At 67.2% G+C, this 21,745-nt stretch carries 19 protein-coding genes; 17 read left to right on the plus strand and 2 right to left on the minus strand.

Annotation, left to right across the window (positions count from 1 at the left end; genetic code table 11):
- From VFW45_17615 to VFW45_17630, 4 genes are all read left to right on the plus strand, one after another.
- Positions 1-648 (plus strand): polysaccharide biosynthesis protein (locus VFW45_17615; GenBank protein ID HEU5182609.1); only part of this gene is annotated, 648 nt, incomplete at its 5' end.
- 95 nt (positions 649-743) lie between these two features.
- The gene (locus tag VFW45_17620; protein HEU5182610.1) at positions 744-2,060 is read left to right on the plus strand and encodes an outer membrane beta-barrel protein; all 1,317 of its coding nucleotides are present in this window, start codon (positions 744-746) and stop codon (positions 2,058-2,060) included.
- Between the two features lie 10 nt (positions 2,061-2,070).
- On the plus strand, positions 2,071-3,261 hold the full coding sequence (locus VFW45_17625; protein HEU5182611.1) for a polysaccharide biosynthesis/export family protein: 1,191 nt from the start codon (positions 2,071-2,073) through the stop codon (positions 3,259-3,261).
- A 71-nt stretch (positions 3,262-3,332) separates the two neighbouring features.
- Complete coding sequence (locus tag VFW45_17630; protein ID HEU5182612.1) at positions 3,333-5,480, plus strand: polysaccharide biosynthesis tyrosine autokinase; 2,148 nt, start codon at positions 3,333-3,335, stop codon at positions 5,478-5,480.
- Between the two features lie 19 nt (positions 5,481-5,499).
- Here the strand turns inward: VFW45_17630 and VFW45_17635 are convergent, their stop codons facing one another.
- Positions 5,500-6,459 carry a UDP-glucuronic acid decarboxylase family protein gene (locus VFW45_17635; protein HEU5182613.1) on the minus strand — a complete coding sequence of 320 codons (960 nt, stop codon included), beginning with the start codon at positions 6,457-6,459 and terminating at the stop codon, positions 5,500-5,502.
- 267 nt (positions 6,460-6,726) lie between these two features.
- On the opposite strand from VFW45_17635, the gene VFW45_17640 reads away from it, so the two are divergent.
- From VFW45_17640 to priA, 9 genes are all read left to right on the plus strand, one after another.
- On the plus strand, positions 6,727-8,043 hold the full coding sequence (locus VFW45_17640) for a glycosyltransferase family 39 protein (protein ID HEU5182614.1): 1,317 nt from the start codon (positions 6,727-6,729) through the stop codon (positions 8,041-8,043).
- 20 nt (positions 8,044-8,063) lie between these two features.
- On the plus strand, positions 8,064-8,579 hold the full coding sequence (locus tag VFW45_17645; protein ID HEU5182615.1) for a lysophospholipid acyltransferase family protein: 516 nt from the start codon (positions 8,064-8,066) through the stop codon (positions 8,577-8,579).
- A gap of 166 nt (positions 8,580-8,745) precedes the next feature.
- Positions 8,746-9,918, plus strand: coding sequence for a lipid-A-disaccharide synthase (lpxB, locus tag VFW45_17650; GenBank protein ID HEU5182616.1), 1,173 nt, complete (start codon positions 8,746-8,748; stop codon positions 9,916-9,918).
- Positions 9,915-10,799, plus strand: a complete 885-nt coding sequence (locus VFW45_17655; protein HEU5182617.1) for a YicC/YloC family endoribonuclease — start codon at positions 9,915-9,917, stop codon at positions 10,797-10,799. Before lpxB ends, VFW45_17655 begins: the two co-directional genes overlap by 4 nt.
- Complete coding sequence (gene gmk / locus VFW45_17660) at positions 10,792-11,487, plus strand: guanylate kinase (protein HEU5182618.1); 696 nt, start codon at positions 10,792-10,794, stop codon at positions 11,485-11,487. Before VFW45_17655 ends, gmk begins: the two co-directional genes overlap by 8 nt.
- 4 nt (positions 11,488-11,491) lie before the next feature.
- On the plus strand, positions 11,492-11,728 hold the full coding sequence (locus VFW45_17665) for a DNA-directed RNA polymerase subunit omega (GenBank protein HEU5182619.1): 237 nt from the start codon (positions 11,492-11,494) through the stop codon (positions 11,726-11,728).
- Positions 11,718-12,920, plus strand: a complete 1,203-nt coding sequence (gene coaBC / locus VFW45_17670; protein HEU5182620.1) for a bifunctional phosphopantothenoylcysteine decarboxylase/phosphopantothenate--cysteine ligase CoaBC — start codon at positions 11,718-11,720, stop codon at positions 12,918-12,920. The genes VFW45_17665 and coaBC overlap by 11 nt, the downstream gene beginning before the upstream one ends.
- Positions 12,917-13,636 carry a uracil-DNA glycosylase gene (locus VFW45_17675; GenBank protein ID HEU5182621.1) on the plus strand — a complete coding sequence of 240 codons (720 nt, stop codon included), beginning with the start codon at positions 12,917-12,919 and terminating at the stop codon, positions 13,634-13,636. The genes coaBC and VFW45_17675 overlap by 4 nt, the downstream gene beginning before the upstream one ends.
- Positions 13,636-16,059 (plus strand): primosomal protein N', encoded by a 2,424-nt coding sequence (gene priA / locus VFW45_17680; GenBank protein ID HEU5182622.1) that lies wholly within the window; start codon positions 13,636-13,638, stop codon positions 16,057-16,059. The genes VFW45_17675 and priA overlap by 1 nt, the downstream gene beginning before the upstream one ends.
- 8 nt (positions 16,060-16,067) lie before the next feature.
- On the opposite strand, the gene selD is transcribed toward priA, so the two are convergent.
- The gene (gene selD / locus VFW45_17685) at positions 16,068-17,123 is read right to left on the minus strand and encodes a selenide, water dikinase SelD (protein HEU5182623.1); all 1,056 of its coding nucleotides are present in this window, start codon (positions 17,121-17,123) and stop codon (positions 16,068-16,070) included.
- Positions 17,124-17,255: 132 nt separating this feature from the next.
- On the opposite strand from selD, the gene VFW45_17690 reads away from it, so the two are divergent.
- The 4 genes from VFW45_17690 to VFW45_17705 form a co-directional block, all read left to right on the plus strand.
- Positions 17,256-18,722: a type I 3-dehydroquinate dehydratase gene (locus VFW45_17690; GenBank protein HEU5182624.1), complete on the plus strand. Its 1,467-nt coding sequence runs from the start codon at positions 17,256-17,258 to the stop codon at positions 18,720-18,722.
- Positions 18,722-19,759 (plus strand): ThiF family adenylyltransferase, encoded by a 1,038-nt coding sequence (locus VFW45_17695; protein ID HEU5182625.1) that lies wholly within the window; start codon positions 18,722-18,724, stop codon positions 19,757-19,759. The genes VFW45_17690 and VFW45_17695 overlap by 1 nt, the downstream gene beginning before the upstream one ends.
- 40 nt (positions 19,760-19,799) lie before the next feature.
- On the plus strand, positions 19,800-20,435 hold the full coding sequence (locus VFW45_17700) for a hypothetical protein (GenBank protein ID HEU5182626.1): 636 nt from the start codon (positions 19,800-19,802) through the stop codon (positions 20,433-20,435).
- Positions 20,432-21,745: chorismate-binding protein (locus VFW45_17705; GenBank protein ID HEU5182627.1), on the plus strand; the 1,314-nt coding region annotated here is incomplete at its 3' end. The genes VFW45_17700 and VFW45_17705, both read left to right, overlap by 4 nt.

Raw genomic sequence — 21,745 nt, forward strand, 5'->3', positions numbered from 1 at the left:
CGCTACGACGGCCTGATTCCGCCCGGCTACTTCGCGCAGATCGCCACGACGCTCCCCGTCCTGATCGCCATCAAGCTCGGCATGTTCTACTACTTCGGCCTGTATCGCATCGTCTGGGAATACATGGACGTCTACGACCTCGTGACCATTGCCAAGGCGGTGGCTGCCGGCACCGTGGTGACCGTGCTGCTCCTGGTCGGTCTGACCCGCTTCGACAGTTATTCCCGGGTGGTCTTCGTGCTCGACTCCTTTCTCCTGCTGGTGCTGGTTGCCGGCAGCCGTCTCCTGTTCCGTATGTTCCGGGAGTATTTCGCGCATCTGCCCCGCTCGGGGCGCCGGTTGCTCATCATCGGGGCAGGGGACGCGGGAGAGCTGATTCTTCGAGAAATCCGCAACAACCCTCAAATGGAGTACCAGCCGGTGGGGTTCATCGACGACGATCGCTCCAAAGCCGGCAAGCGCATCCATGGGGTCCCGGTCCTGGGCAGCCGCGAGGAGATCGGGGTGATTTCAGAGAGCGTGGACGAGATTCTGATCGCGATTCCCTCGCTTTCGGACATCGAGCGGCATCGCCTCGTGGTCCTGTGCGAAGGGACCGGCAAGCGCTATCGGGTCATGCAGAGCCTGGCAAAATCGGTCCTGGGGTGAACCGTCAAAACCCCGTCGTTCAAGGACTTCCGCCCCTTTCAACCTTGACAGGTCGGCATACCCACCGTAAAATGATCACTCATCCTCTGCCAGGAGTGAGGAAACTGAAGTCCGGATTCCGGTTCCCGAAGTGTGTCCGCCTTCTGGTCTGGGTTCTCGGGGTGGCATTGGGGGCCTCGCAGGCGGGGGCACAGGAGCGTCTGCTGCCCATCCGCCTGGGCCGCATCGAGTTCTTCCCGTCGCTGGGCATCTCCGCGGCGCATGAGGACAACGTCGAGAAGCTGAACGAGGACGATCCGCTCGTGGGCCCCGTCGACAGCGGGATACGGGCGTTGAGCCCTCAGCTGCGGTTCGAGCTGCCGTTCACCCGGAGCATCACCAAGCTGATCTACCGCGGAGATTTTCGGCAATACTCCGCGGATATCCTGAAGGATCTCGGGGGAGCGAGCCATTTTCTCAATTTAACGGGCCACTTCGAGGTCGGCCGCCTGATGAAGATCGACGTCGCCGACAGTTACGTGGACGGCATCACCGGACTCCTGAACTCGGTGCCGGGAGGCGAGTACCGCTACGCCACCCAGCCGTTGACGTCGAACGACATCTCGTTGCAGCTGGCCTTCCAGCTGGGCGCCATCCATTCGGTCGAGCTGGGAGGTTCGAGCACCCGGACGCAATTCGAGGAGTCTTCCACGTCGGATTTCTTCTCCGATTTCGAGTCGCAGCGCCTGTTCGCGCGCTACGTGCTGGACAGCGGAGCGGGAAATTCCCTCTATGGCTACTTCGACATCCAGGGGGTCCAGCAGGATCGGGCCTGGGCAGGCCAGCTGAAGAGCGAGTACGAGACCCGGTCGCTCGGAGCCGGCTACCGCCGGGCCACCTCGCGGGAGCTTTCCAGCGAAGTGAGGGTCTCCTATTCCCACACCGACTTCACGGAGGGCTTCGGCACGCCCTTTCGCGGCATCACGTTCGAGGGCGACCTCGCGGCGGCGCTGGCTTCGGGCAGCCTGATCCAGATCCGCTTCCGTCGGGCGCCTCAGGTATCGTTCTTCAACGTGAGCCCCTATTACGTCAACGAGGGGGGGGAGGTGGTCTACACGCATGCGCTGGGCCGGACGGTCGTCTTGGCAACCCTGGTTAATTTCCAGTACAACGTCTACTCGGAGACGGTGGTGGCGATCGACGGGATTTTCGACTATCTCGCCCCCAGCGAGGGGATGAGGCGCCGCGACAAGATCTGGACCGGCGCGCTCAACCTCACCTGGAAGCTGAGCCGGGCGGTCGACCTGACGGCCGGATACCGGTTCCAGAATTCGGACTCCAACATCGTGGCGCAAACGGCGGGAGTCCAGTACGCGGTCTACAGCTACGACAGTCACGGCATCATCCTGGCCACCATCATCGGCTGGCAATGAGGGGAAAGATTTGAGCAAGCAGGCGGTACGGGGACTCCGGATGCTGGCAGTCGCGGCGGCGTTGTGCTCCGCCATGGCTCAGGAGTCGCTCGCGGCCGATGCGCCGCGTGTCTCCGATCTGTCGGTCCGGCCGGATGGGGAAGGACGGTTCCGCCTGATCATGAGCATCACCGGCACGCCCGGCGCGCGCTGCCGTATTCTGGAGGGATCCGGCGCAGAGCTCCTGGTTCTCGACTTGAGCCCGGCGGAGTCGGGGCTCAAGGCCAGCTACGAGTTCAAGGAGACTCCGCTGGGGCCGATCCGGGTCACCTCGACCGACGGCCAGGATGCCAAAGGGGTGCGGGTGGAGGTGCCGCTGAGGGGTGCGGTGCTGAAGGGATGGAGCGTGACCACCGAAGGAATGGAGGTTCTCTTCAACGCTCCGGCCGCCAAAGCCGCCGTCGTCGCAGAAGGCTCGTCCTATCGCCTGGGGGAAGGCGACCGGGTGGAGCTCTCGGTCTTCGGACAGGATGATCTGAAGCAGACCCTCGAGGTCCGGGCCGACGGGACGGTCCTTTTTCCTCTCATCGGCGTCATGCCGGTGGCGGGGCGCACCCTCGCTTCAGTACGCGGGGAGGTGGAGACCCGGCTGAAGGAGTTCCTGGTCGGGCCCCAGGTGAGTCTCGACATCAAGGACTACCAGAGCCAGCCGGTGAACGTGGTCGGGGAAGTCGAGAAACCCGGAACCTACTACCTCAAGGGTCCCACGACCCTCATGGACATCATGGCGCAGTCGGGCTGGATGACGCGGGAAGCGGGAAACGAGATCATCATCACGCGCCATGAGAACGGCACTGACGGCGAGACCCGGCAAATCAACATCGCCAAGGACGACCTGCTGACCGGCGGCAGCAAGTTCAACCCGCGCCTGCAGGCGGGCGACGTCATCACCGTCGGGCCGCAGCAGTTCTTCTACATCCGGGGCGAGGTGGCGAAGCCGGGGCAGTACCCCCTGGTGGATCGCCCCACGCTGATGAAGGCGGTCAGTATTGCCGAGGGGCTCACCCCCTACGCCAAGAAGAAGGGAATCGAGGTCAACCGTAACGTGAACGGGAAGCAGACCAAGCTGGTCTTCGATCTGAAAGCGATCGAGGAGCGCAAGGCGGAGGACATCCTCCTGCTCCCGGGCGACGTCGTCATCGTGCCGCGCCGACTGTTCTGACGCGGCGCGCCCGGACCGGGCTCCGGGCGGATGACGGTCGAAACAGGCAACCAGCCGAAAGGAAAGCAGGTATGGAAACTCCCGTGCTCCCCGGCGTGGTTCCGGACAAGCATGCAGTCCATCTCCGGGACTACTGGGCGACGATCTGGCGCTGGCGATGGACGGTCCTGGCGACCTTCGTGATCGTCATGACCCTGGTGACGCTGTACACCTTCCTTCAGACCCCGGTCTACCGCGCCACGGTCAAGGTGGAGATCCAGGCTTACTCCCGCCGGGTTGCCCCCGTGGCCGACGTCGGCGAGCTGGGAGTCTCCGGCTACAGCTTCTTCGCCGAGGAGCGCTACATGAACACCCAATTCGAGATCATCAAGAGCCGGGGGGTGTCGGAAAAGGTCTTCGATCGCCTCAATCTGTGGAACGATCCCTCGTACAAGGGGATGAAGGACCCGGTGGGGGCGTTCCGCTCGGGCATCATCGTGGAGCCGGTCGAGATGACCGGAATCGTGGCCATCTCGCTGGACGGAGCGGACAAGGAGAAGACGACGCAGTACGTGAACACCCTGGCGGAGGTCTATGCGGACCGCAACCTGGAGATGGCGCAGAAGGCCACCTCGCGGGCCGTGGCGGCCCTCCTCGAGCAGATGGAGCCGCTGAAGGAGAAGCTGACCCGGAGCCAGGAGAAGACTTACGAGGAGGCGTCCCAGCGCCGCATCTTCGTTCCGGAGGACCAGCAGAAGATCATGGCCGCCTCCCTGCAGAAGCTGCAGGAGGACCTGACCGAAACCCAGCTCGCGCTGTCGCAGGAGGAGGCGGTCCTGCGCAAAGTCGACGAGGTGTCGCGCGCGGGAGGTTCCTATCTTTCAATTCCTGAGATCGCCAAGGATCCCATCGTCGAAGGCCTCTACCGGGAGCGCCTCGGGCTCGAGCAGGACAAGCAGAAGCTGCTGGCCCAATACCAGGAGCGGCACGTCAAAGTGATCGAGAAGGAAGACCAGATCAAGCGGCTGGACGAGAAAATCTCCCGCGAGTGCGACCGCATCATCGGCAGGATCAAGACCGATTTTGCGATCAAGCGGGAGCACGAGAAGTCCACGCTCACGCAGATGAATCAGGCCAAGGGCGAGTCGCTGGAGCTCAACCAGCGTGCGTCCGGCTTCGAGCTGCTGCGCGGCGACACGGCCGAGATCCGGAAGATCTACGACGCGATCAGCGGCCGGATGAAGGAGATCGAGCTCAGCTCCCAGCTGCTGAGCAACAACATCCGGATACTCGACAAGGCGGATGTACCCCTCGCTCCCGTGCGCCCGCGCAAGAGTATCAACCTGTTGGTCGGTTTCCTCTCGGGGCTGTTTCTCGGGGTGGGGCTGGCATTCTTCCTGGAATACCTCGACAACACCGTCAAGACCACCGAGGACGTGGAGCAGTACTTGAAGCTCCACATCCTGAGCATCATTCCGAAGGTCAACGACGAGAGCAGCTACGCCGTGCGCGAGTCGCTGCAGACCCTGCGGACCGGATTACTGTTCGCACGCAAGAACCGCTCCAGCAACCTGGTGCTGGTGACCAGCGCCAGCCCGCAGGAAGGAAAGAGCACCACGCTGGTCAACCTCGCCAAGACCATGGCGGCCTCGGGCGAGCGCGTGGCCCTGCTCGACTGCGACTTGCGCCGTCCTACGGTGCACGTCCATCTCGAGCTGGACAAGCGGCAGGGGATGACCAACTACATCCTGGCGGAGGAGCACGAGAGCTGGAAGGAGTATCTCAAAAACTCCAAGGTGCCGAATCTCTACGCCATGACTTCGGGGCCTCTCCCTCCGAACCCGCCGGACATCTTCGGCAGCGACCGGTTCGCGCAGCTCTTATCCGACCTGAAGGCGAACTTCGACTGGGTCTTCATCGACTCCCCGCCGGTGGCCTCTCTCACCGACTCCGTTCTCCTCGCCTCCATGGTCGACATGGTGACGTTCGTCATCCGCCATAATCAGACGGACAAGGAGCTGGTGCGACGGTGCGTGGGCCACATTCGCAACGTCAACGCCAACATCATCGGCGCCGTGCTGAACCACGTGGATCTGGAGCGGTCGAGTTACCGCGACTACTACTACGTTGGGTACTACTACTACGGCGAGGGGCGCGGCTCGAAGGACAAAGGACGCAAGCCGACGTCCCTCCTGCCGGCGCGGGGTGGGAGCGACGAAGTGAAGAAAGCGATCGGATAGGACTTCCCGGAGGCGGCGACTAGCGCTTCTTCTGAGCTCCGAGGCGGCGGCGAAAGTCCCTGGCGGTCTCGCGCAGCCCCTTCTCCAATCCCACCTTCGGCGTCCAGCGCAGCAGACGTTGGGCCAGCTCGATGCTGGGCTGGCGCACCTTCGGATCATCGACCGGGAGCTTCCGGTAGACGATGCGGCTCTTGCTGCGCGTCACGCGCTGCACCTGCCGCGCCATCTCGAGGATCGTCATCTCCTGAGGATTGCCCAGGTTCACCGGAAGATGGTAGGACGAGTTCAGCAGCAGATAGATGCCGCGCACCAGATCGGAGACGTAGCAGAAGCTGCGCGTCTGGGTGCCGTCCCCGAAGATGGTGAGCGGACGCCCGCGCAGCGCCTGCGACAGGAAGCTCGGAATCGCGCGGCCGTCGTGGATGCGCATCCGCGGGCCGTAGGTGTTGAAGATCCGGACGATCTTGGTGTCCACCCGGTGGCTGCGATGGTAAGCCATGGTCAGCGCCTCGGAGAAGCGCTTGGCCTCGTCGTAGACTCCGCGCGGTCCGATCGGATTCACGTTCCCCCAGTAATCCTCGTGCTGCGGGTGCTCCAGCGGATCCCCGTACACCTCCGAGGTTGAGGCCAGCAGGAAGGTGGCCTTCTTCTCCCGCGCCAGTCCCAGGGCTTTGTGCGTCCCCAGCGAGCCGACCTTCATCGTCTGGATCGGATGCTCCAGGTAGTCGATGGGGCTGGCGGGGGAGGCGAAATGCAGGATTGCGTCGATCTTACCGGCGAGATGGATGAATCCGGAGACGTCAAGATCCAGGAAGGTGAATCCCGGCGTGCCGAGAAGATGGGAGACGTTGTCGGGAGAGCCGGTGAGCAGATTGTCGACGCAAACCACCTCCCAGCCCTGCTCCAGGAAGAAATCGCACAGATGCGAGCCGATGAATCCGGCGCCGCCGGTAATGACCACTCTCCGTCGCTCGCGCAAGGTCCCCCCCAAGATCGGTGCGAAAAGAGGCCAAAGTCTAGGGGCGGGGGATCCGTCTGTCAAGCCGGCGGTCACGCGTCAGCCTGGCTCCGATCGGTTCGATCCGGGAGTTGCAACGGAGTCATGGCAAGGACAATACTTGGTTGCTTCACGATCGAGCCAGAAACCGCGACCGTGGACGGCAACGGCGCGCATCGTGCGCCTTCTCCTGCCCCGCTCGGGACCTGCATGCTCCGGGGCCAACATTGAATCGGCAGGAAAGACGGCGTGATCAGACTTAGCAGCCTGCCGACAAGAGCTCGAGACGGGTTCCTGATCGTGCTGGCCTCACTCATGATGAGCGGGGTGTTCACCACCTTCGTCAGACCGGCGTGGCCTCCCAATGATCCCGACTACGACAGCTTCTACCGTCCGCTGGCTCAAAGCATCCTGGCCGGAAATGGCTACCGCACTTCCTCCGGCGAGCTCTTCGTGGTCTATCCCCCCGGGCTCTCGTGTGTCATCGCCGGGATCTACTGGATTGCCGGCGCGACGGGTTCGAGCGAAGGGGTCGTCCTGGGGCTGTTCAACGTGCTGTGCTCCGCGGTGGTCGCCCTGCTGATCTATCTCATCGGTGCATGGGTCTTCGTAAGGTGGGCGGCGCTCGCCGGCGCGCTCGTATGGGTCGCCTATCCGCTCCAGCTCTGGTTGGTGAGGCTCCCGAACACCGAGATGCCTTTCATGGTGCTCTTGTTCGCGGCGATCTACCTGGTGGTCCGCGCCGGCTTCCGGGGCACCTCCCTGGCCCTCGCGTCATTGTCGGCCGGCGCCCTGATCGGCGTGGGCTCTTTGTTTCGGCCGTTCGGCCTGCTCATCAGCCTGGCCCTGGTGCCTTTTCTGTGGGTTTCAGGGGAGCGCGGGGCCCCTGCGACCCGGCGCCTCCTTCCTTGTCTTCTCATTCTGCTGGGGAATCTCGCGACGGTTCTTCCCTGGGAAGGATGGGTCTATCGGGAAACCGGCATGGTGATCCCCCTATCCACGAATGGCCGGACCGCCATGCTGGATGGCTTGACGATCGACGCAAGTCCCGATCTGCCGGGGCAGGTCCTCACCATTCCCGCCGACGTTCGACGGCTCCTGGAGACCGTCACGGCGCGGGCGGAACAACTTCAATCGCCGGGAGATGTTGCCCGGTTCCTCCTGAGTGATGCGAAATCCCATCCGCTGACGGCGGTGAAGCTCATCCTGGTGAAGGCCGTGCGCGCCTTGTACGCGACCGACAGCCAGCGTTTCGAGCGCTGGGTGGCCCTGCTGCAGCTGCCTTTCTACCTGCTGGCTCTCCTCGGTGCGCTGCGGGCGTGGGCTTCCGGTCCGGCGGCGCGCCGGTTCCTCTGGCTGGTCGTGCCGTTGTGGGTTTATTCCTGGGCCATGACCATCATGGTGCTTTCGATTGTGCGATACATGCTGCCGCCCTTCGGGCTGGTGTCGATCCTGGTCGGCATCGGGATATGCGATCTCCTGGGGCGGGCTTTCCCGCGTCTCGGACTGCCTCACGAGCCGTCCCGCCTCAATGGCGTCTTGACACCGGGTGGACCGGGATCCTAACCTACGCGCGGAGCCCGCCCTTGAATCCACGCAAAGCTTCGCCGATGCATGCCGCCGCTTTGTTCCTCGTTCCGCGCCTGGCGGTCTGGTGGATCCGCCTCACCCGCGCCGTGACCCGGGTGCGCTTCGTGAACCGCGACGTCGTGGAGCGGCTGCAGCAGAGCGGAACGCCCTACATCCTGGCGTTCTGGCACGGGAGGCTGTTCCTGATGCCCTACGCCTATCCGGGAAAGAAGATTGCCATTCTCATCAGCGAGCACCGCGACGGGGAGCTGATCAGCCGGACGATGAACCGCTTCGGGTTCAGCACCGCGCGCGGCAGCACGACTCGCGGCGGCGCGCTGGGGCTGAGGGAGATTCTCAGGAAGATCGGAGCCGGCTTCGACGCCGCCTTCACACCCGACGGCCCCCGGGGGCCGCGCGAGGAGGTCCAGATGGGGGTCATCGCCGCGGCTCGCCTGAGCGGCGCGCCCATCGTCCCGGTCGCCTACTCCTGCACAAAAAAAAACTCCTTTCTTCCTGGGATCGCTTCCTGATTCCCCTGCCGTTCGGGCGGGGGTGGTTCGTCTACGGGCCCCTGATTCGCGTGGCAAGGGACGCCTCGCCCGCGGATCTGGAGCAGGCCCGGCGGCGCCTCGAGTCGGAGCTCGAGCGGCTCACCGCCGAGGCGGATCTCATGGCCGCGGGAAGGCAGGCCGCGCCGTGACGCGTCCCCGGCGCCTCCTGCTGGTGGCGGGGGAGGCTTCCGGAGACCTTTACGGTGCCCGACTCATGCAGGCGCTGCGCTCGCGCGACGCCTCCCTGGCCTTCTCGGGGATCGGCGGCGAGCGCATGCGGGAAGAGGGGGCCACGCTGTTCGCCGACTCCCGCGAGCTGGCGGTGGTCGGCCTCGTGGAGGTGCTGTCCCATCTGCAGCCGATCCGCGCCGCCTACCGGGAGGCGTGCCGCATCCTGCGCGAGGAGCCACCCGATCTGGCCCTGCTGATCGACTATCCCGATTTCAACCTGCGCCTGGCGCGCGCGGCGCGCCGGGCCGGAGTGCCGGTGGCCTACTTCATCAGTCCCCAGGTCTGGGCCTGGCGCAAGTCACGCATCGATCTGATCGCGCGCTGCGTCGATCTGATGCTGGTCGTGCTCCCTTTCGAAACAGAGCTGTACCGGGCGCGCGGCGTTGGGGTCCGTTTCGTCGGACATCCTCTCCTGGACATCCTTCCCGCACCGATGGAGCCGGCGGTGGCACGGCGCGCCCTGGGCCTCGATCCGGGGGCGCGTGTCATCGGTCTGCTGCCGGGCAGTCGCCGCCGCGAGATCGCCTCGCACCTGACCGTCATGCTGCAAGCGGCCCGAATCCTGAAGGAGCGGATCGGCGAGTTCATCGGGCTGCTGCCGGTGGCGTCGACGCTGCGTCCCGGCGATCTTTCCGGTTTTCTGGGCGCCCGGCCCGGGCTTCCCGAGATCCGACTGATCGAGGGAAGACCGTGGGAGGCCCTCGGCGCCATGGACGCGGCGATGATAAAATCCGGAACCGCCACCCTGGAAGCCGCGCTGATGGGAGTGCCGATGATCATCGTGTATCGCACGAGCCCGATCACCTATGCGCTCGCCTCACTGCTGGCCGACGTGCCGCACGTCGGACTGGTGAACCTGGTGGCCGGAAAGCGGCTGGCACAAGAGCTGGTGCAGGGCGATTTCCGGGCCAGGGATCTGGCGGAGGCGATGGTGGCGCTGATGTCGGATCGCCCGCGGCGCGAGGCGATGCGAAGCGAGATGATCGCGCTGCGCGAGCGGCTGGGGGAGCGCGGCTGCTTCACGCGCAGCGCCGAGGCCATCCTGGAGCTCTTGGCGGGACGCGCCGCGGCGGGGAGCCCGGCGTGATCCGCAGCATGACCGGCTTCGGGCGCGCCGACTCGGGCGGCGAGGGGACGCGGTTCGAGGTGGAGGTGCGCGGCGTCAACCATCGCTTCCTGGAGGTCCGCGTGCGCCTTCCGCAGGAGCTCTCCTCGCTCGAGCCGGAATTGCGGGAAGCGGTCGGTCGGCACGCGCGCCGCGGGCGCGTGGAGGTCTGGGTGGAGCAGATCCGCGTCGGCGAGCCCGAAGCGCGCGTCTGGATCAACCGGCAGGTGGCGGCCGGCTACCTGCAGGCCGCCGGCGATCTGGCGCGGGAATTCGAGCTCTCCGGCTCGCTGGAGCTGCCGGCGCTGCTCTCCCTGCCGGGCACGGTGCGCGTCGATTTCACCCGCCCCTCCGCCGGCGATGAAGAAAAGAACACACTGCTCACGGCCCTGCGGGGAGCCCTGCGCGATTTCGAGGCGGCCCGCATCGCGGAAGGCGGCAAGCTGGCCGAGGACTTGCGCGCGCGGCTGAGGGCCGTCGAGAGTGAGATGGCGCGGGTCGAGCAGGCCGCAGCGCGCAGCCAGAAGGAGACGCTCGAGAAGCTGCGCGCCCGGATGGCTTCGCTGCTGGAGGGGATCGGGCTCGATCCGACCCGGCTGGCCCAGGAAGCGGCCTACCTGGCCGGGCGCAGCGACATCGCCGAGGAGCTGGTTCGCCTCGCCGCCCACGTGGGAAAGTTCCACGAGCTCCTGCGTTCGGCGGACGGTCCGGTCGGCAAGTCGCTCGATTTCCTGGTCCAGGAGATGCACCGCGAGGTGAATACCATCGCCTCGAAATCGGAGACCCTCGAGATCTCGCAGAGCGCCCTGGCGATGAAGGCCGAGGTCGAGAGGATTCGCGAGCAGGTCCAGAACCTTGAGTAGGAACGGGGATAGCACCAGGACCCGGCGCTCGGGCAAGCGCGTCCCGCCGCGTCCGCACGGCGTGATGCTCGTGCTGTCAGGTCCCAGCGGAGTGGGGAAATCGACCTTGTGCCGGCGGCTCATGCGATCGCTGCCCGATCTGGTCTTCTCGGTTTCCTACACCACGCGGTCGCCGCGCCCGGGCGAGAAGGAGGGCAGGGAATACCATTTCGTCCCCACGGCGACCTTCCGTCGCCTGCTCGAGAAAGGGCGTCTGCTGGAGTGGGCGCGCGTGGACGGCGAGCTGTACGGGACTTCCCGTCAGCAGGTGGAGCGGTCGCTGCGCGAGGGCGCCGACGTGCTGCTGGACGTCGACTCCCAGGGGGCCGACCAGCTGCGCCGCGCCTCGGGGCAGGCCGTGCTGATCTTCCTGATGCCCCCCGGCCCGGCCGCGCTGCGGGCACGGCACCGGCAGCGCGGGACCGCGGAGGCGGTGCGCCGCCGCCGTCTGGCACTGGCGCGCCGCGAGGTGCGCAGCGCGGGAAGGTATGATTATCTGGTGTTCAATGATCGTCTCGATGGCGCCCTGGAGGAGCTGAAAGGCATCGTCCTGGCCGAGCGCTGTCGCACGCAACGGCAGATTCCGCGCGCCCGGAGGATCCTGCGGGCCTTCCGCAACGGCACCGGCGCATCCCCGAAAGGAGCCTGACCCGATGGAGACCCAAGCCGTGGAAAACAAGTTCAAGTTCATCAGCATCGCCGCCGCCCGCTGCCAGCAGCTGCAGCGCGGCGCGCGCCCGCGCGTGGATCCGCGCGCCCGCAAGGCCACGACGGTGGCGCAGGAAGAGGTGCGTCAGGGGCTGGTCGCGGCGCGCGAGCCGGAGCCCGTCCTCGAATCGCCGCTGTCGCCGGAATCGATCGATGCCCCCGAAGGGACGGATGTCGGCTGATCCGGCGCGCGAGATCGCGCTGGGGATCAGCGGCGGCATCGGCGCCTACAAGATCCCCGAGCTGATCCGCCTGCTGGCCCGCGCGCAGGTCCAGGTCACGCCGATTCTCACGCGCAACGCGGAAGCCTTCGTGACCCCCCTGACGTTGCAGACGGTCAGCGGGCGGGAGGTGATCCGCGACCTCTACGATCTGTCGGCGGGCGCCGACGTGGAGCACATCGCCCTGTCGCGCCGCATCGGCCTGCTCCTCGTGGCCCCGGCCACCGCGGCGACGCTGGCGCGCCTGGCGCACGGCGAGGCTTCCGACTTCCTGTCCACCTTCTTCCTGGCGGTTCCTTGCCCGGTGCTCGTGGCCCCCTCGATGAACACCCGCATGCTCCTGCATCCCGCAACGCAGGCGAACCTGGATCTCCTGCGCCGCCGCGGTGTGCGCATCCTGGAGCCGGGAGTAGGGGAGCTGGCGTGCGGCGAGGAAGGAAGCGGCAGGCTGCCCGATCTTCCGCTCATCGTCTCGGAAGTACTCAGGCATTTGGACCGGCGCGCCGCCTGGTCAAAGGAAACCGTCCTCGTCACCGCCGGGCCGACGCGCGAGTATCTCGATCCGGCGCGCGTCCTGACCAACCCTTCCACCGGAAAGATGGGCTTCGCCGTGGCCGAGGAGGCGCTGCGCCGCGGCGCGAAAGTGATCCTGGTGGCCGGGCCGACGCATCTCCCGGCGCCCTGGGGCGCCGAGTGCGTGCGCGTCGAGACGACCGAAGCGATGCGCGCCGCGGTGATGGAGGCGCTGCCGCGCTGCAGCTTGGTGATCAAGGCGGCGGCGCCGGCGGATTTTCGTCCTGCCGCGGCAGCGGCCGACAAGGCTCCGAAGCAGAGCCTCAAGCGAATCGATCTGGTCCCTACCCCCGACATCCTCGCCGAGATTGCCTCCCACAAAGACGGTCGCTTCATCGTCGGGTTTGCCGCCGGAACGGGCGATTTCCTGGAATCGGCCCGGCGAAAGCTGGCGGAAAAGCACCTCGATCTGGTGGTCGCGAACCGGGTGGACGTGCCGGGCTCCGGCTTCGCCTCCGAGGACAACCAGGTCGTGATCGTCACTCCCGACGGTGGGGAAGAGTCCTGGCCGTCGATGTCGAAGCGGGAAGTTGCGGCGCGGCTGCTGGACCGCGTCGAAGCGCTGCGGGGGATGTCTTGATCGATCCACGCGGCCAGCTGCGCGAGCGCTTGCGGTTCCTGCAGGAATCGGGAGTCTGGGCGATTCGGCGGGTCCCCGTCCCCTCGCCGGGAGCCTTCGTGCCGCCGGCGAGGCCTTCCCCGACACTCTCCGTCGCCTCCGATCGCGATCCGGAGGCGGAGCTGGCCGATCTGCGGGTGGAGATCGGCGATTGCCGCCGCTGCCGGCTCAGCGAGAAGCGGACCCAGGTGGTATTCGGGACCGGCAGTCCCCGCGCCCGACTGATGTTCGTGGGAGAAGGGCCGGGTTATGAGGAAGATCGCCAGGGTCTGCCGTTCGTCGGTCGCGCCGGGCAGCTTCTGAACCGGATCCTGCAGGCCATGGGGATGTCCCGCGAGGAGGTTTACATCGCCAACATCGTGAAGTGCCGGCCCCCCGAGAACCGCACGCCGCTTCCCGATGAATGCGACACCTGCTCTCCCTTTCTGTTCCGCCAGATCGCCATCCTGCGGCCGCGCGTAATCTGCGCCCTGGGGAGCGTGGCGGTACAGACGCTCCTGAAGACCTCCAGCTCGATAAGCCGCCTGCGGGGAGAGTTCCGGACCCTGGAGGACGGCACGCCGGTAATGCCCACCTTCCATCCCGCCTACCTGCTGCGCAACCCCGAGAAGAAGAAAGAGGTCTGGGAGGACATGAAGAAGGTCCTGGCGCTGCTCGCCGAATCCTCCTCGAGGTGATGGCGCCCGATCCCGCCGCAGAAGGCGTCGCCCAGGTGGCGTTGCCGGTCGCCCTCGACACCCCCCTGTCCTACCGCGTTCCCGCCCGTCTCGCCGGCCGGGTTCGACCGGGATCGAGGGTGCTTGTTTCATTGGGGGAGAAGGCGAAAGTCGGGATCGTCGTCGCGCTGGATCGGCCGGAAGAAGACGGCGGGCGGTTGAAGCCCGTCCTGGAGGCGCTCGACGAGCAGCCGCTGCTTGACCCGGTCTTGCTGGAGCTGACCCGCCGCGTCGCGGAGCATTACTTCACCCCCTGGGGACAGGTCCTGCAGGCGGCCCTGCCGCTGCAGCTGCAGGTGCGGCAGGTGCGGCGCCTGCGCCTCCTCGAGGAAGGTCGCCAGGTCCTGGAGCATCCCTTCGCCAACCCGCCTCCCGCGGCACGCCGCGTGCTGCAGCTCCTGGCGGCGGGAGAGATGAGCGAGGCGCGTTTCAAGCGTGCTCTTCCTCGAGCGCGCGAGGCGGTCCTGGAAGATATGCTGCGGCGCGGATGGATCGCCCGTGACGAAGAAACGCAGATTCCGGCGCGTGGCGCGGCGCGCGAATGGTGGGCCTTGCCGGCCGCCGCGACGGCGCCGCGGGTGCGAGAGGCGCGCCGCCGCGCCGCCCTCGATCTGCTGCGCGACGATGGAGCCATGCGCCTGAGCGATCTGGCGCGGCGCTCGGGGGCGTCCCGCGCGGTGCTGCGCGAACTGGCCCGGCGGGGAAGTCTGCAGCTCGAGCAGCGTCCCGTCGCGGCATCCGAGGTCATTGGAGAGGAGCCGGGCGAGTCCCCGCCGCCCACGGCGGCGCAGGCGCAGGCGATCGCGGAAATCGCTCCCTGCCTCGGCCGGGGAGCTTATCGCGCCTTCCTGCTGGAGGGAGTCACCGGAAGCGGCAAGACCGAGGTCTATCTGCGCCTGGCGTTGCTATCCCGCGAGCGAGGGTTCCAGACAATCTATCTCGTGCCGGAGATCGGCCTCACCCCGCTGCTGGCCGAGCGCCTCCTATCCCGGCTGGGCCGGGGCATGGCCGTGCTGCACTCCGGGCTGCCGGAAAAGGAGCGGCGCGCCGCGCTGCAGCGGATCCGGAGCGGCGAGGTGACGCTGGTGCTGGGGACACGCTCGGCCGTCTTCGCGCCGCTGCCGCGTCTCGGACTCATCGTGGTGGACGAGGAGCAGGATCCCTCCTACGCGCAGGAGGAGGCGCCGCGCTACCAGGCGCGCGATGTCGCCCTGGTGCGCGGCTCTCTGGCGGGCGCCGTGGTCCTGCTCGGATCCGCCACGCCCTCGCTGGAGACGGTGGCGCGGGTGCGTCGCGGCGGATTGCAGCGTCTGAGTCTCCCGGGGCGGGTGCGCGAGCGGCCGCTGCCGGAGGTGAGTGTGGTGGACATGCGCCGCGAGTTTCGTGAGACGGGGAGCCCGGCGCTGCTTTCCCGGGAGCTGAGCGCCGGGGTGCTGGATCTCAAGGACCGGGAAGAGCAGGCGATCCTCCTGCTGAACCGCCGCGGCTACGCCACCTTCGTGCTTTGCCGCGCCTGCGGCGAGACCGTCCTGTGCGGCGCCTGCAGCATCGCGATGAGCCACCATCAGGAGGAAGACCAGCTGATTTGCCACTATTGCAACCGGCGCCGGAAGGTCCCGCGCCTCTGCCCGGCATGCGGCTCGCCGCACCTCCATTTCGGCGGCGCCGGCACGCAGCGCCTGGAGGAGGCGGTGCGCGGCCTCGATCCGGCCCTGAGGGTCGGCCGCCTCGACCGTGACTCCGGGACCACGGGGGGGGCGGCGCGCATCCTGGGACGTTTCGACCGCCGCGAGCTGGACGTCCTGGTCGGCACGCAGATGGTGGCGAAAGGGCATGATTTTCCTGGAGTGACCCTGGTCGGGGTGGTCTCGGCCGATGCATCGCTGGCGCTTCCCGATTTCCGCGCCGCCGAGCGAACCTATCAGCTGCTGACCCAGGCCGCGGGCCGTGCTGGGCGTGGCAGCCTGCCGGGGCGCGTCATCATCCAGGCCTTCGCTCCGGACCACCCTGCCGTGCTCGCGGCGGCGCGCCACGATCCCGATCGTTTCTACGAGCGGGAGCTACGGATCCGGGAGGCGGCGGGATATCCGCCCTACACCGCCATCTCGATGGCGCGCATCGAATCGACCGCCATCGAGGCGGCTCAGGAGGCCGCAGGCCGGGTGGCGCGACGTCTGCGGGAGGTGGCCGGGAAGGGGGTGCGGATCCTGGGCCCGGCGCCGGCGCCTCGCGCCAGGCTCAAGGGCTCACACCGGTTCCAGGTTCTGGTGAAAGGAGCGCGCCGCGAGGTCGAGGCCGTCCTGAGGCAAGCTCTGTCGGGTCTGCACGGCAGGATCGGCCGGGCGCGGGTGAGTGTTGAGATCGATCCGACCCAGCTCCTCTGACCCGCGGCTCAGGAGCCGATGATCTCCAGGACCGGGGGAGAGGCGGGGAAGACTTCCCCGACTCGTGAGGCGTGCGTTTCCCCGGCCGCGCGCGCCGCCGCGACCAGGGCATCGGCTCTTTCAGCCGGAAGGGCAATCAAGAGACCCCCGGAAGTCTGCGGATCGGCCAAAAGCGTCAAGAGCTCCTCGGAGAGCTCGCCGACGCTGTTCATATGCGGCCGGGCGAGACGCAGATTGCAGCGCGTGGTGCGCGTCCCGATGCCGTTGCGGATCAGCTCCAGCGACTCGTCGTAGCGGGGAATTGCCTTCGCGTCCAGGCGGATTCCCACCCCGCTCCCCTCCGCCATCTCCAGGGCATGCCCGAGAATGCCGAAGCCGGTAATGTCGGTGCCGGCCGTGGCCCCGTATTCGAGCATCAGACGGGAAGCTGCGGCGTTCAGGCGGGTCATCTCCGAGAGAGCCGCGCGCAGCGTGGCATCGCTCACCTTGCGCTCCCGGTAAGCGCTGATGATGGCTCCCGTGCCGATCGGCTTGGTCAAGACCAGCGCGTCGCCCGGCCGGGCGCTGGAATTCCGGATGATGCGCGCCGGATCGACCAGCCCGGTGACCGACAGGCCATATTTCAGCTCGTCGTCCTGCACGGTATGTCCGCCCACCAGTGCGGCCCCGGCCTCGCGCACCTTCTCGGCGCCGCCCCGCAGGATTGCGGCGAGCACCGAGCGTTCCAGCCCCTTGCCGGGAAAGCAGCAGATATTCAAGGCCGTGATCGGGACCCCTCCCATGGCGTAGACGTCGGACAAGGCGTTGGCGGCCGCGATTTGCCCGTAGACCTCGGGGTCGTCCACCACCGGGGTGATGAAATCCACCGTCTGCACCAGGGCCCGGCCACCGTCGAGACGGTAGACTCCTGCGTCGTCGGCGGTTCCGAACCCTACCAGGACATTCGGATCACCGGCCGGCTCAAGCCCTTTCACGATTTCCCTCAAGTCCTCCGGACTGAGCTTGGCCGCTCAACCGCCGGACGAGGAGAACTCTACCAGCCGCACCCGGCTGCCGATTCTCATCGCAAGCTCCGCAAAAAATGGGATCTCCGCCGCAAAGTCTAACATAGCGACGCATCCTGCCGGTTTATCGCGAGGTGCCGGTTATAATGAACCGGGTCCGTCACTTTTTCAGTCGGTGCCAGGGGAAAGCGTTTGCTGATCCAAGTCATTCTGGCGGAATCGAAGGAACAGCTGCTCCGGGATTATCGCGCGGCCAGCCCCACGGCCGATCTGGTCGAGCTGCGCCTGGATCGCCTGGACGCGGGAGACCTCGGGGAGGTGTTCGCGGCCTCAGGGAAGCCGCGGATCGCCGCCTGCCGCAGCCGGGCCCAGGGGGGATTCTTCTCGGGAAGCGAGGCGCAGCGGGGCGAAGTGCTGAAGCAGGCCATCGCGCACGGCGCCGAGTATGTCGATCTCGAGTTCGAGTCGGGTGACGAGGAGCTGCTCAAAGACGCCGGACAAAGCCGCATCATCCTCTCCTGTCACCGCCGCGGCGGCACCCCCACCGATCTCGAGCCGATCTACCGCCGCATGGCGGACCGTGCGCCCGGGGCGATTCTGAAGCTGATTCCCTATGCCGATGCCTGCTCCGACAACCTGCGAGTGCGCGATCTGCTGCGCCGCGCCCGGACGGAATCGACGGACCTGATCGCCTTCTGCATGGGGGAGCGGGGCAAGGCGAGCCGGATCCTGGCGAGCGCCTGGGGTTCCTGGGGCGTCTACGCTCCGGCCCGACCCGAGGCGACCACCGCCCCGGGCCAGTTTCTCCTCTCCGAGATGAGCGATCTGTTCCGGGTGAAAGATCTGCATGAAAAGACCCCGGTGACGGGCGTCCTGGGGCACCCGGTCTCGGGTTCCCTCTCGCCGCTGCTGTACAACCGGGCCTACCGGCACCTCGGCCTGCCCGGAGTGTTCGTCCCCTTCGAGGCCCAGATCGTCGCCGAATTCCTGCCGCTGCTGAGCGAGCTGCCGATTACCGGGTTGGCCATCACCCATCCGCACAAGCTTTCCTTGTACCGCCACTGCGATGAGCTGGAGCCGACGGCCGAGGAGGCGGGGGCGGTGAACACGGCGGTGCGCAGCTGGAACCGGCTCGTGGGATACAACACCGACGTGGGCGGAGTGCTGGCGCCGCTGCAGCGGGTCATGAGCCTCAAGGGCACCACGGTCGGGATTCTCGGGGCGGGAGGCGCGGCCGCCGCGGCGGCTCTGGCCTGCCGGCGCTCCGGGGCGCGGGTGATCCTGTTCGCGCGGGCCCCTGAGAAGGCCCGGGAAACCGCCAAGAGGCTGGGGTGCGAGCTGAAGCAGTTCACCGAGGCGCGCCGTTTTCACGGCGCCCTGCTCATCAACGCCACGCCGCTGGGCATGGACTCCGACCGCGATCCCAACATCCTGGGCTGGGAGGAGGCGCGCACCGAGGTAGCCTGCGATCTGGTCTATCATCCCCTCGAAACCGCGTTCCTGCGCGAAGCGCGCCGGGCAGGCGCCAGGATCATCAGCGGCATGGAGGTCTTCCTGGAGCAGGCGGTCCTGCAGTTTCCGCTCCTGACCGGCCGGGAAGCGCCGCGCGAGCTGTTCGAGTCTCTCGTGGCCGCCCCGGCCGAGAAGGAGCAGGACTGATGGCCCCCTATCCGGGTGGGGACGATTCGCGCTACCAGCGCCAGGTGCGGCTCCCGCAGATCGGCCGAGCGGGACAGGAGCGTCTGGCGAAGGCGAGAGTCGCCGTGGTGGGACTGGGGGCGCTGGGCTGCGTCGTGTCGGATTACCTGGCGCGAGCCGGAGTGGGACATCTCACGCTGGTGGATCGCGACCTGGTGGAAGAAGGGAACCTGCAGCGCCAGCTCCTGTTCGACGAGGAAGACGCGCGCGAGGGGATTCCCAAGGCCGAGGCCGCCCGGTGCCGGCTGCAGCGCGCCAACCGCCGCGTCCGCATCGAGGCGGCGAGCCGGCATTTGGACAGCGGCAACGCCGGCGAGCTGCTCGACTCAAGCCAGCTGATCCTGGACGGCACCGACAATTTCGAGACCCGCTTCCTGCTGAACGACTGCTCGCTGGAGTGGGGGGTTCCATGGATTTACGGCGCCTGCATCGGAAGCCTGGGAGTGGTCACCCCTTTCGTGCCGCGGAGCACCGCCTGCCTGCGGTGCCTGGTGGATCCCGACGACCCGGCGCCGGAGCCCAGCTGCGAGACGGCCGGCATCCTGGGCCCCGCGGCGGGAATCGTCGGGTCGCTGCAGGCGGCGATTGCCCTCCGCCTGATCGTGGAAGGCAGCACCGGCGGCTGGGGTCCCATGCAGGTCGATGTCTGGAGCGGGCGGATGATCTCGCTGGCCCCTCCTTCCGCCGAACCTGGCTGCCCGGCGTGCTGCGAAGGAAAGCTCGAATTCCTCCAAGGAGGGCGCGGCAGCTCCTCGGAGGTCTTGTGCGGCCGGGAGGCGGTGCAAATCCTCCCGAAAGGCGGTGTGCCCCGCGATCTGGAAGCCGCCGCACGGACACTCGCCGATCTGGGTGAGGTGCGGCGCACGCCGGCGCTGGTGCGGGCGGTGGTTTTCGGCCATACCCTTTCCTTGTTCCCCGACGGGCGCGCGATTGTCTTCGGCACCGCCGATCCCGCCCGGGCGCGGGCCCTGCTCGATCGATGCCTGGGAGGCAACTGAGGGGGCGGCCTCGCGCACAGCGCGCCGCCCGGGAGGCGCCATGCAAAAGCTCCAGGAAAAGCGGCGGCGGCCCGTCGTGGTGCTGCTCGCCGCGCTCATCGTGTTCCTCGCATGGGGGTGCGCTTCCACCCCGAACCCCAACGTCGTCTCGCCCTATTCCAAGAAGCTCAGTCCCTTCAATTTCAAGGACGAGGGCTCCCTCATCCTGCTGATTGTCGGGACGGAGGCGGCGCAGTACAACGTCAACGAGAAATACTTTCCGCTCTTCCTGACGGTCGCCAACAAGGGCGCCCCGACCCTGCACGTGACGCGCGAGTCGTTCGCGTTCGAGGACTCCCTCGGACGCCGTTATTCGCCGCTGCCCCTCGCCGTCATCCAGGCGGAATACCATCGGGGTGAGTTCGATCGGAAGATGTTCCGGCAGAACTTCTCCTTCACCGGCACCTCGGTGGACCGCTACACCTCCTTTCCGAGCAACTTCTATCCGTCGGTAACGCATGGCGTGGTGCACGACAATCTCGAGCTGCCGCGCTTCGGGTACATCAGCGACCTGCTCTACTTTCCGGTCCCGGAGCAGGGCGTCGCCGGCGGCCCGTTCCGCCTCTACTTCAAGACCCCCGAGCTGACCGACGAGGTGCTGGTGACGTTCGAGATCGGCAAGGCCTCCTCTCCTTGAGGGGGCCGCAGCTCAACCTTTCGCTGGAGGAATTCCTTCGGGCGCGGCAGCGGGGCAACCTGGTGCCGCTGTGCCGCGAGATCCCGGCCGACCTGCTCACTCCCGTGATGGCCTGGCGGCGGCTGGCGCGCCGGGCCCGGCATCATTTCCTGCTCGAATCGGTGGGCGGCGGGGAGAGCCTGGCCCGCTACACGTTCCTGGGACGCGACCCGTTCTGCGTCATACGGGCCAAAGGACGCCGCGCATTCCTGCAGGAGGGGAACCGGACGCGCGAGTTGGGCGAGGATCCGCTTGCCGCGCTGGAAGCGATGGCACTTCGCTACACTCCGGTGCGCCTGCCGGATCTGCCCCGCTTCGCGGGGGGCGGCGTAGGCTACTTCTCCTACGACTTGGTACGCCTGACCGAGAAGCTGCCGGAGCGCCTTCCCGACGAGCTGGGGGTGCCCGACCTGCTGTTCGGCTTCTACGACACCCTGGTGGCCTTCGATCACCTGCGCCAGAGGCTGCAGATCCTGGCGCTGGTGCGCACCGAGGAGGCGCCGGGGACGCCTGCCGCGCAGTATCGCGAAGCCTGCCGGAGGATCCTGTCGGTCGAGCGCGAGATCGGCGCTGATTTCCGGGCGCCGCGCCGGCAGGCCGGCAGGCGGAAGAGAGCGAACGCCGCGCGCGTCCGTACCTCCGGAGCGTTCCGCCGCTCGGTGCAGCAGGCGCGCGGCGCCATCCGGGCGGGAGAGATCTTCCAGGTGGTCCTGTCGCGCCGCTTCGAGCGGCCCTGGCGATCGGAAGCTTTCAACGTCTATCGCGCCCTGCGCCGTCTGAACCCTTCGCCTTATCTGTTCGCGCTGGGATTTCCGGAGCTGACGCTGGCCGGGGCCTCCCCGGAGATGCTCGCGCGCGTGGAAGGGCGCCGCATCCAGACGCGCCCGATCGCCGGGACCCGGCCGAGGGGGCGCGACGAGGCCGAGGACGGCGAGCGAGAAGCGGCGCTGCGCGAGGATCCGAAGGAGCGTGCCGAGCATCTGATGCTGGTGGACCTGGGGCGCAACGACCTGGGACGCGTCTGCCGCTATCGCTCGGTGCGGGTGTCACGCTTCATGGAGGTGGAGCGCTATTCGCACGTCATGCACCTGGTCTCGCAGGTCGAAGGGGAGCTGCGCGAGGAGGTGCGCCCGCTGCAGGCTCTGATGGCCTGCTTTCCGGCCGGCACGGTCACCGGGGCGCCCAAGGTCCGGGCCATGGAGCTGATCGAGGAGCTGGAAGGAGTGGCGCGCGGCCCCTACGCAGGGGCGGTCGGGTACCTGGATTTCTTC

The sequence above is a fragment of the Candidatus Polarisedimenticolia bacterium genome (assembly GCA_035764505.1).
In the GTDB taxonomy this organism is placed as follows: Bacteria; Acidobacteriota; Polarisedimenticolia; order Gp22-AA2; family AA152; genus AA152.

What these genes read in the sequence shown, in the direction of transcription:
- VFW45_17665 (HEU5182619.1), top strand. Translation starts at nt 11,492, where the DNA reads ATGGAGACCCAAGCCGTGGAAAACAAGTTCAAGTTCATCAGCATCGCC.
- VFW45_17630 (HEU5182612.1), top strand. Translation starts at nt 3,333, where the DNA reads ATGGAAACTCCCGTGCTCCCCGGCGTGGTTCCGGACAAGCATGCAGTC.
- priA (HEU5182622.1), top strand. Translation starts at nt 13,636, where the DNA reads ATGGCGCCCGATCCCGCCGCAGAAGGCGTCGCCCAGGTGGCGTTGCCG.
- VFW45_17700 (HEU5182626.1), top strand. Translation starts at nt 19,800, where the DNA reads ATGCAAAAGCTCCAGGAAAAGCGGCGGCGGCCCGTCGTGGTGCTGCTC.
- coaBC (HEU5182620.1), top strand. Translation starts at nt 11,718, where the DNA reads ATGTCGGCTGATCCGGCGCGCGAGATCGCGCTGGGGATCAGCGGCGGC.
- VFW45_17695 (HEU5182625.1), top strand. Translation starts at nt 18,722, where the DNA reads ATGGCCCCCTATCCGGGTGGGGACGATTCGCGCTACCAGCGCCAGGTG.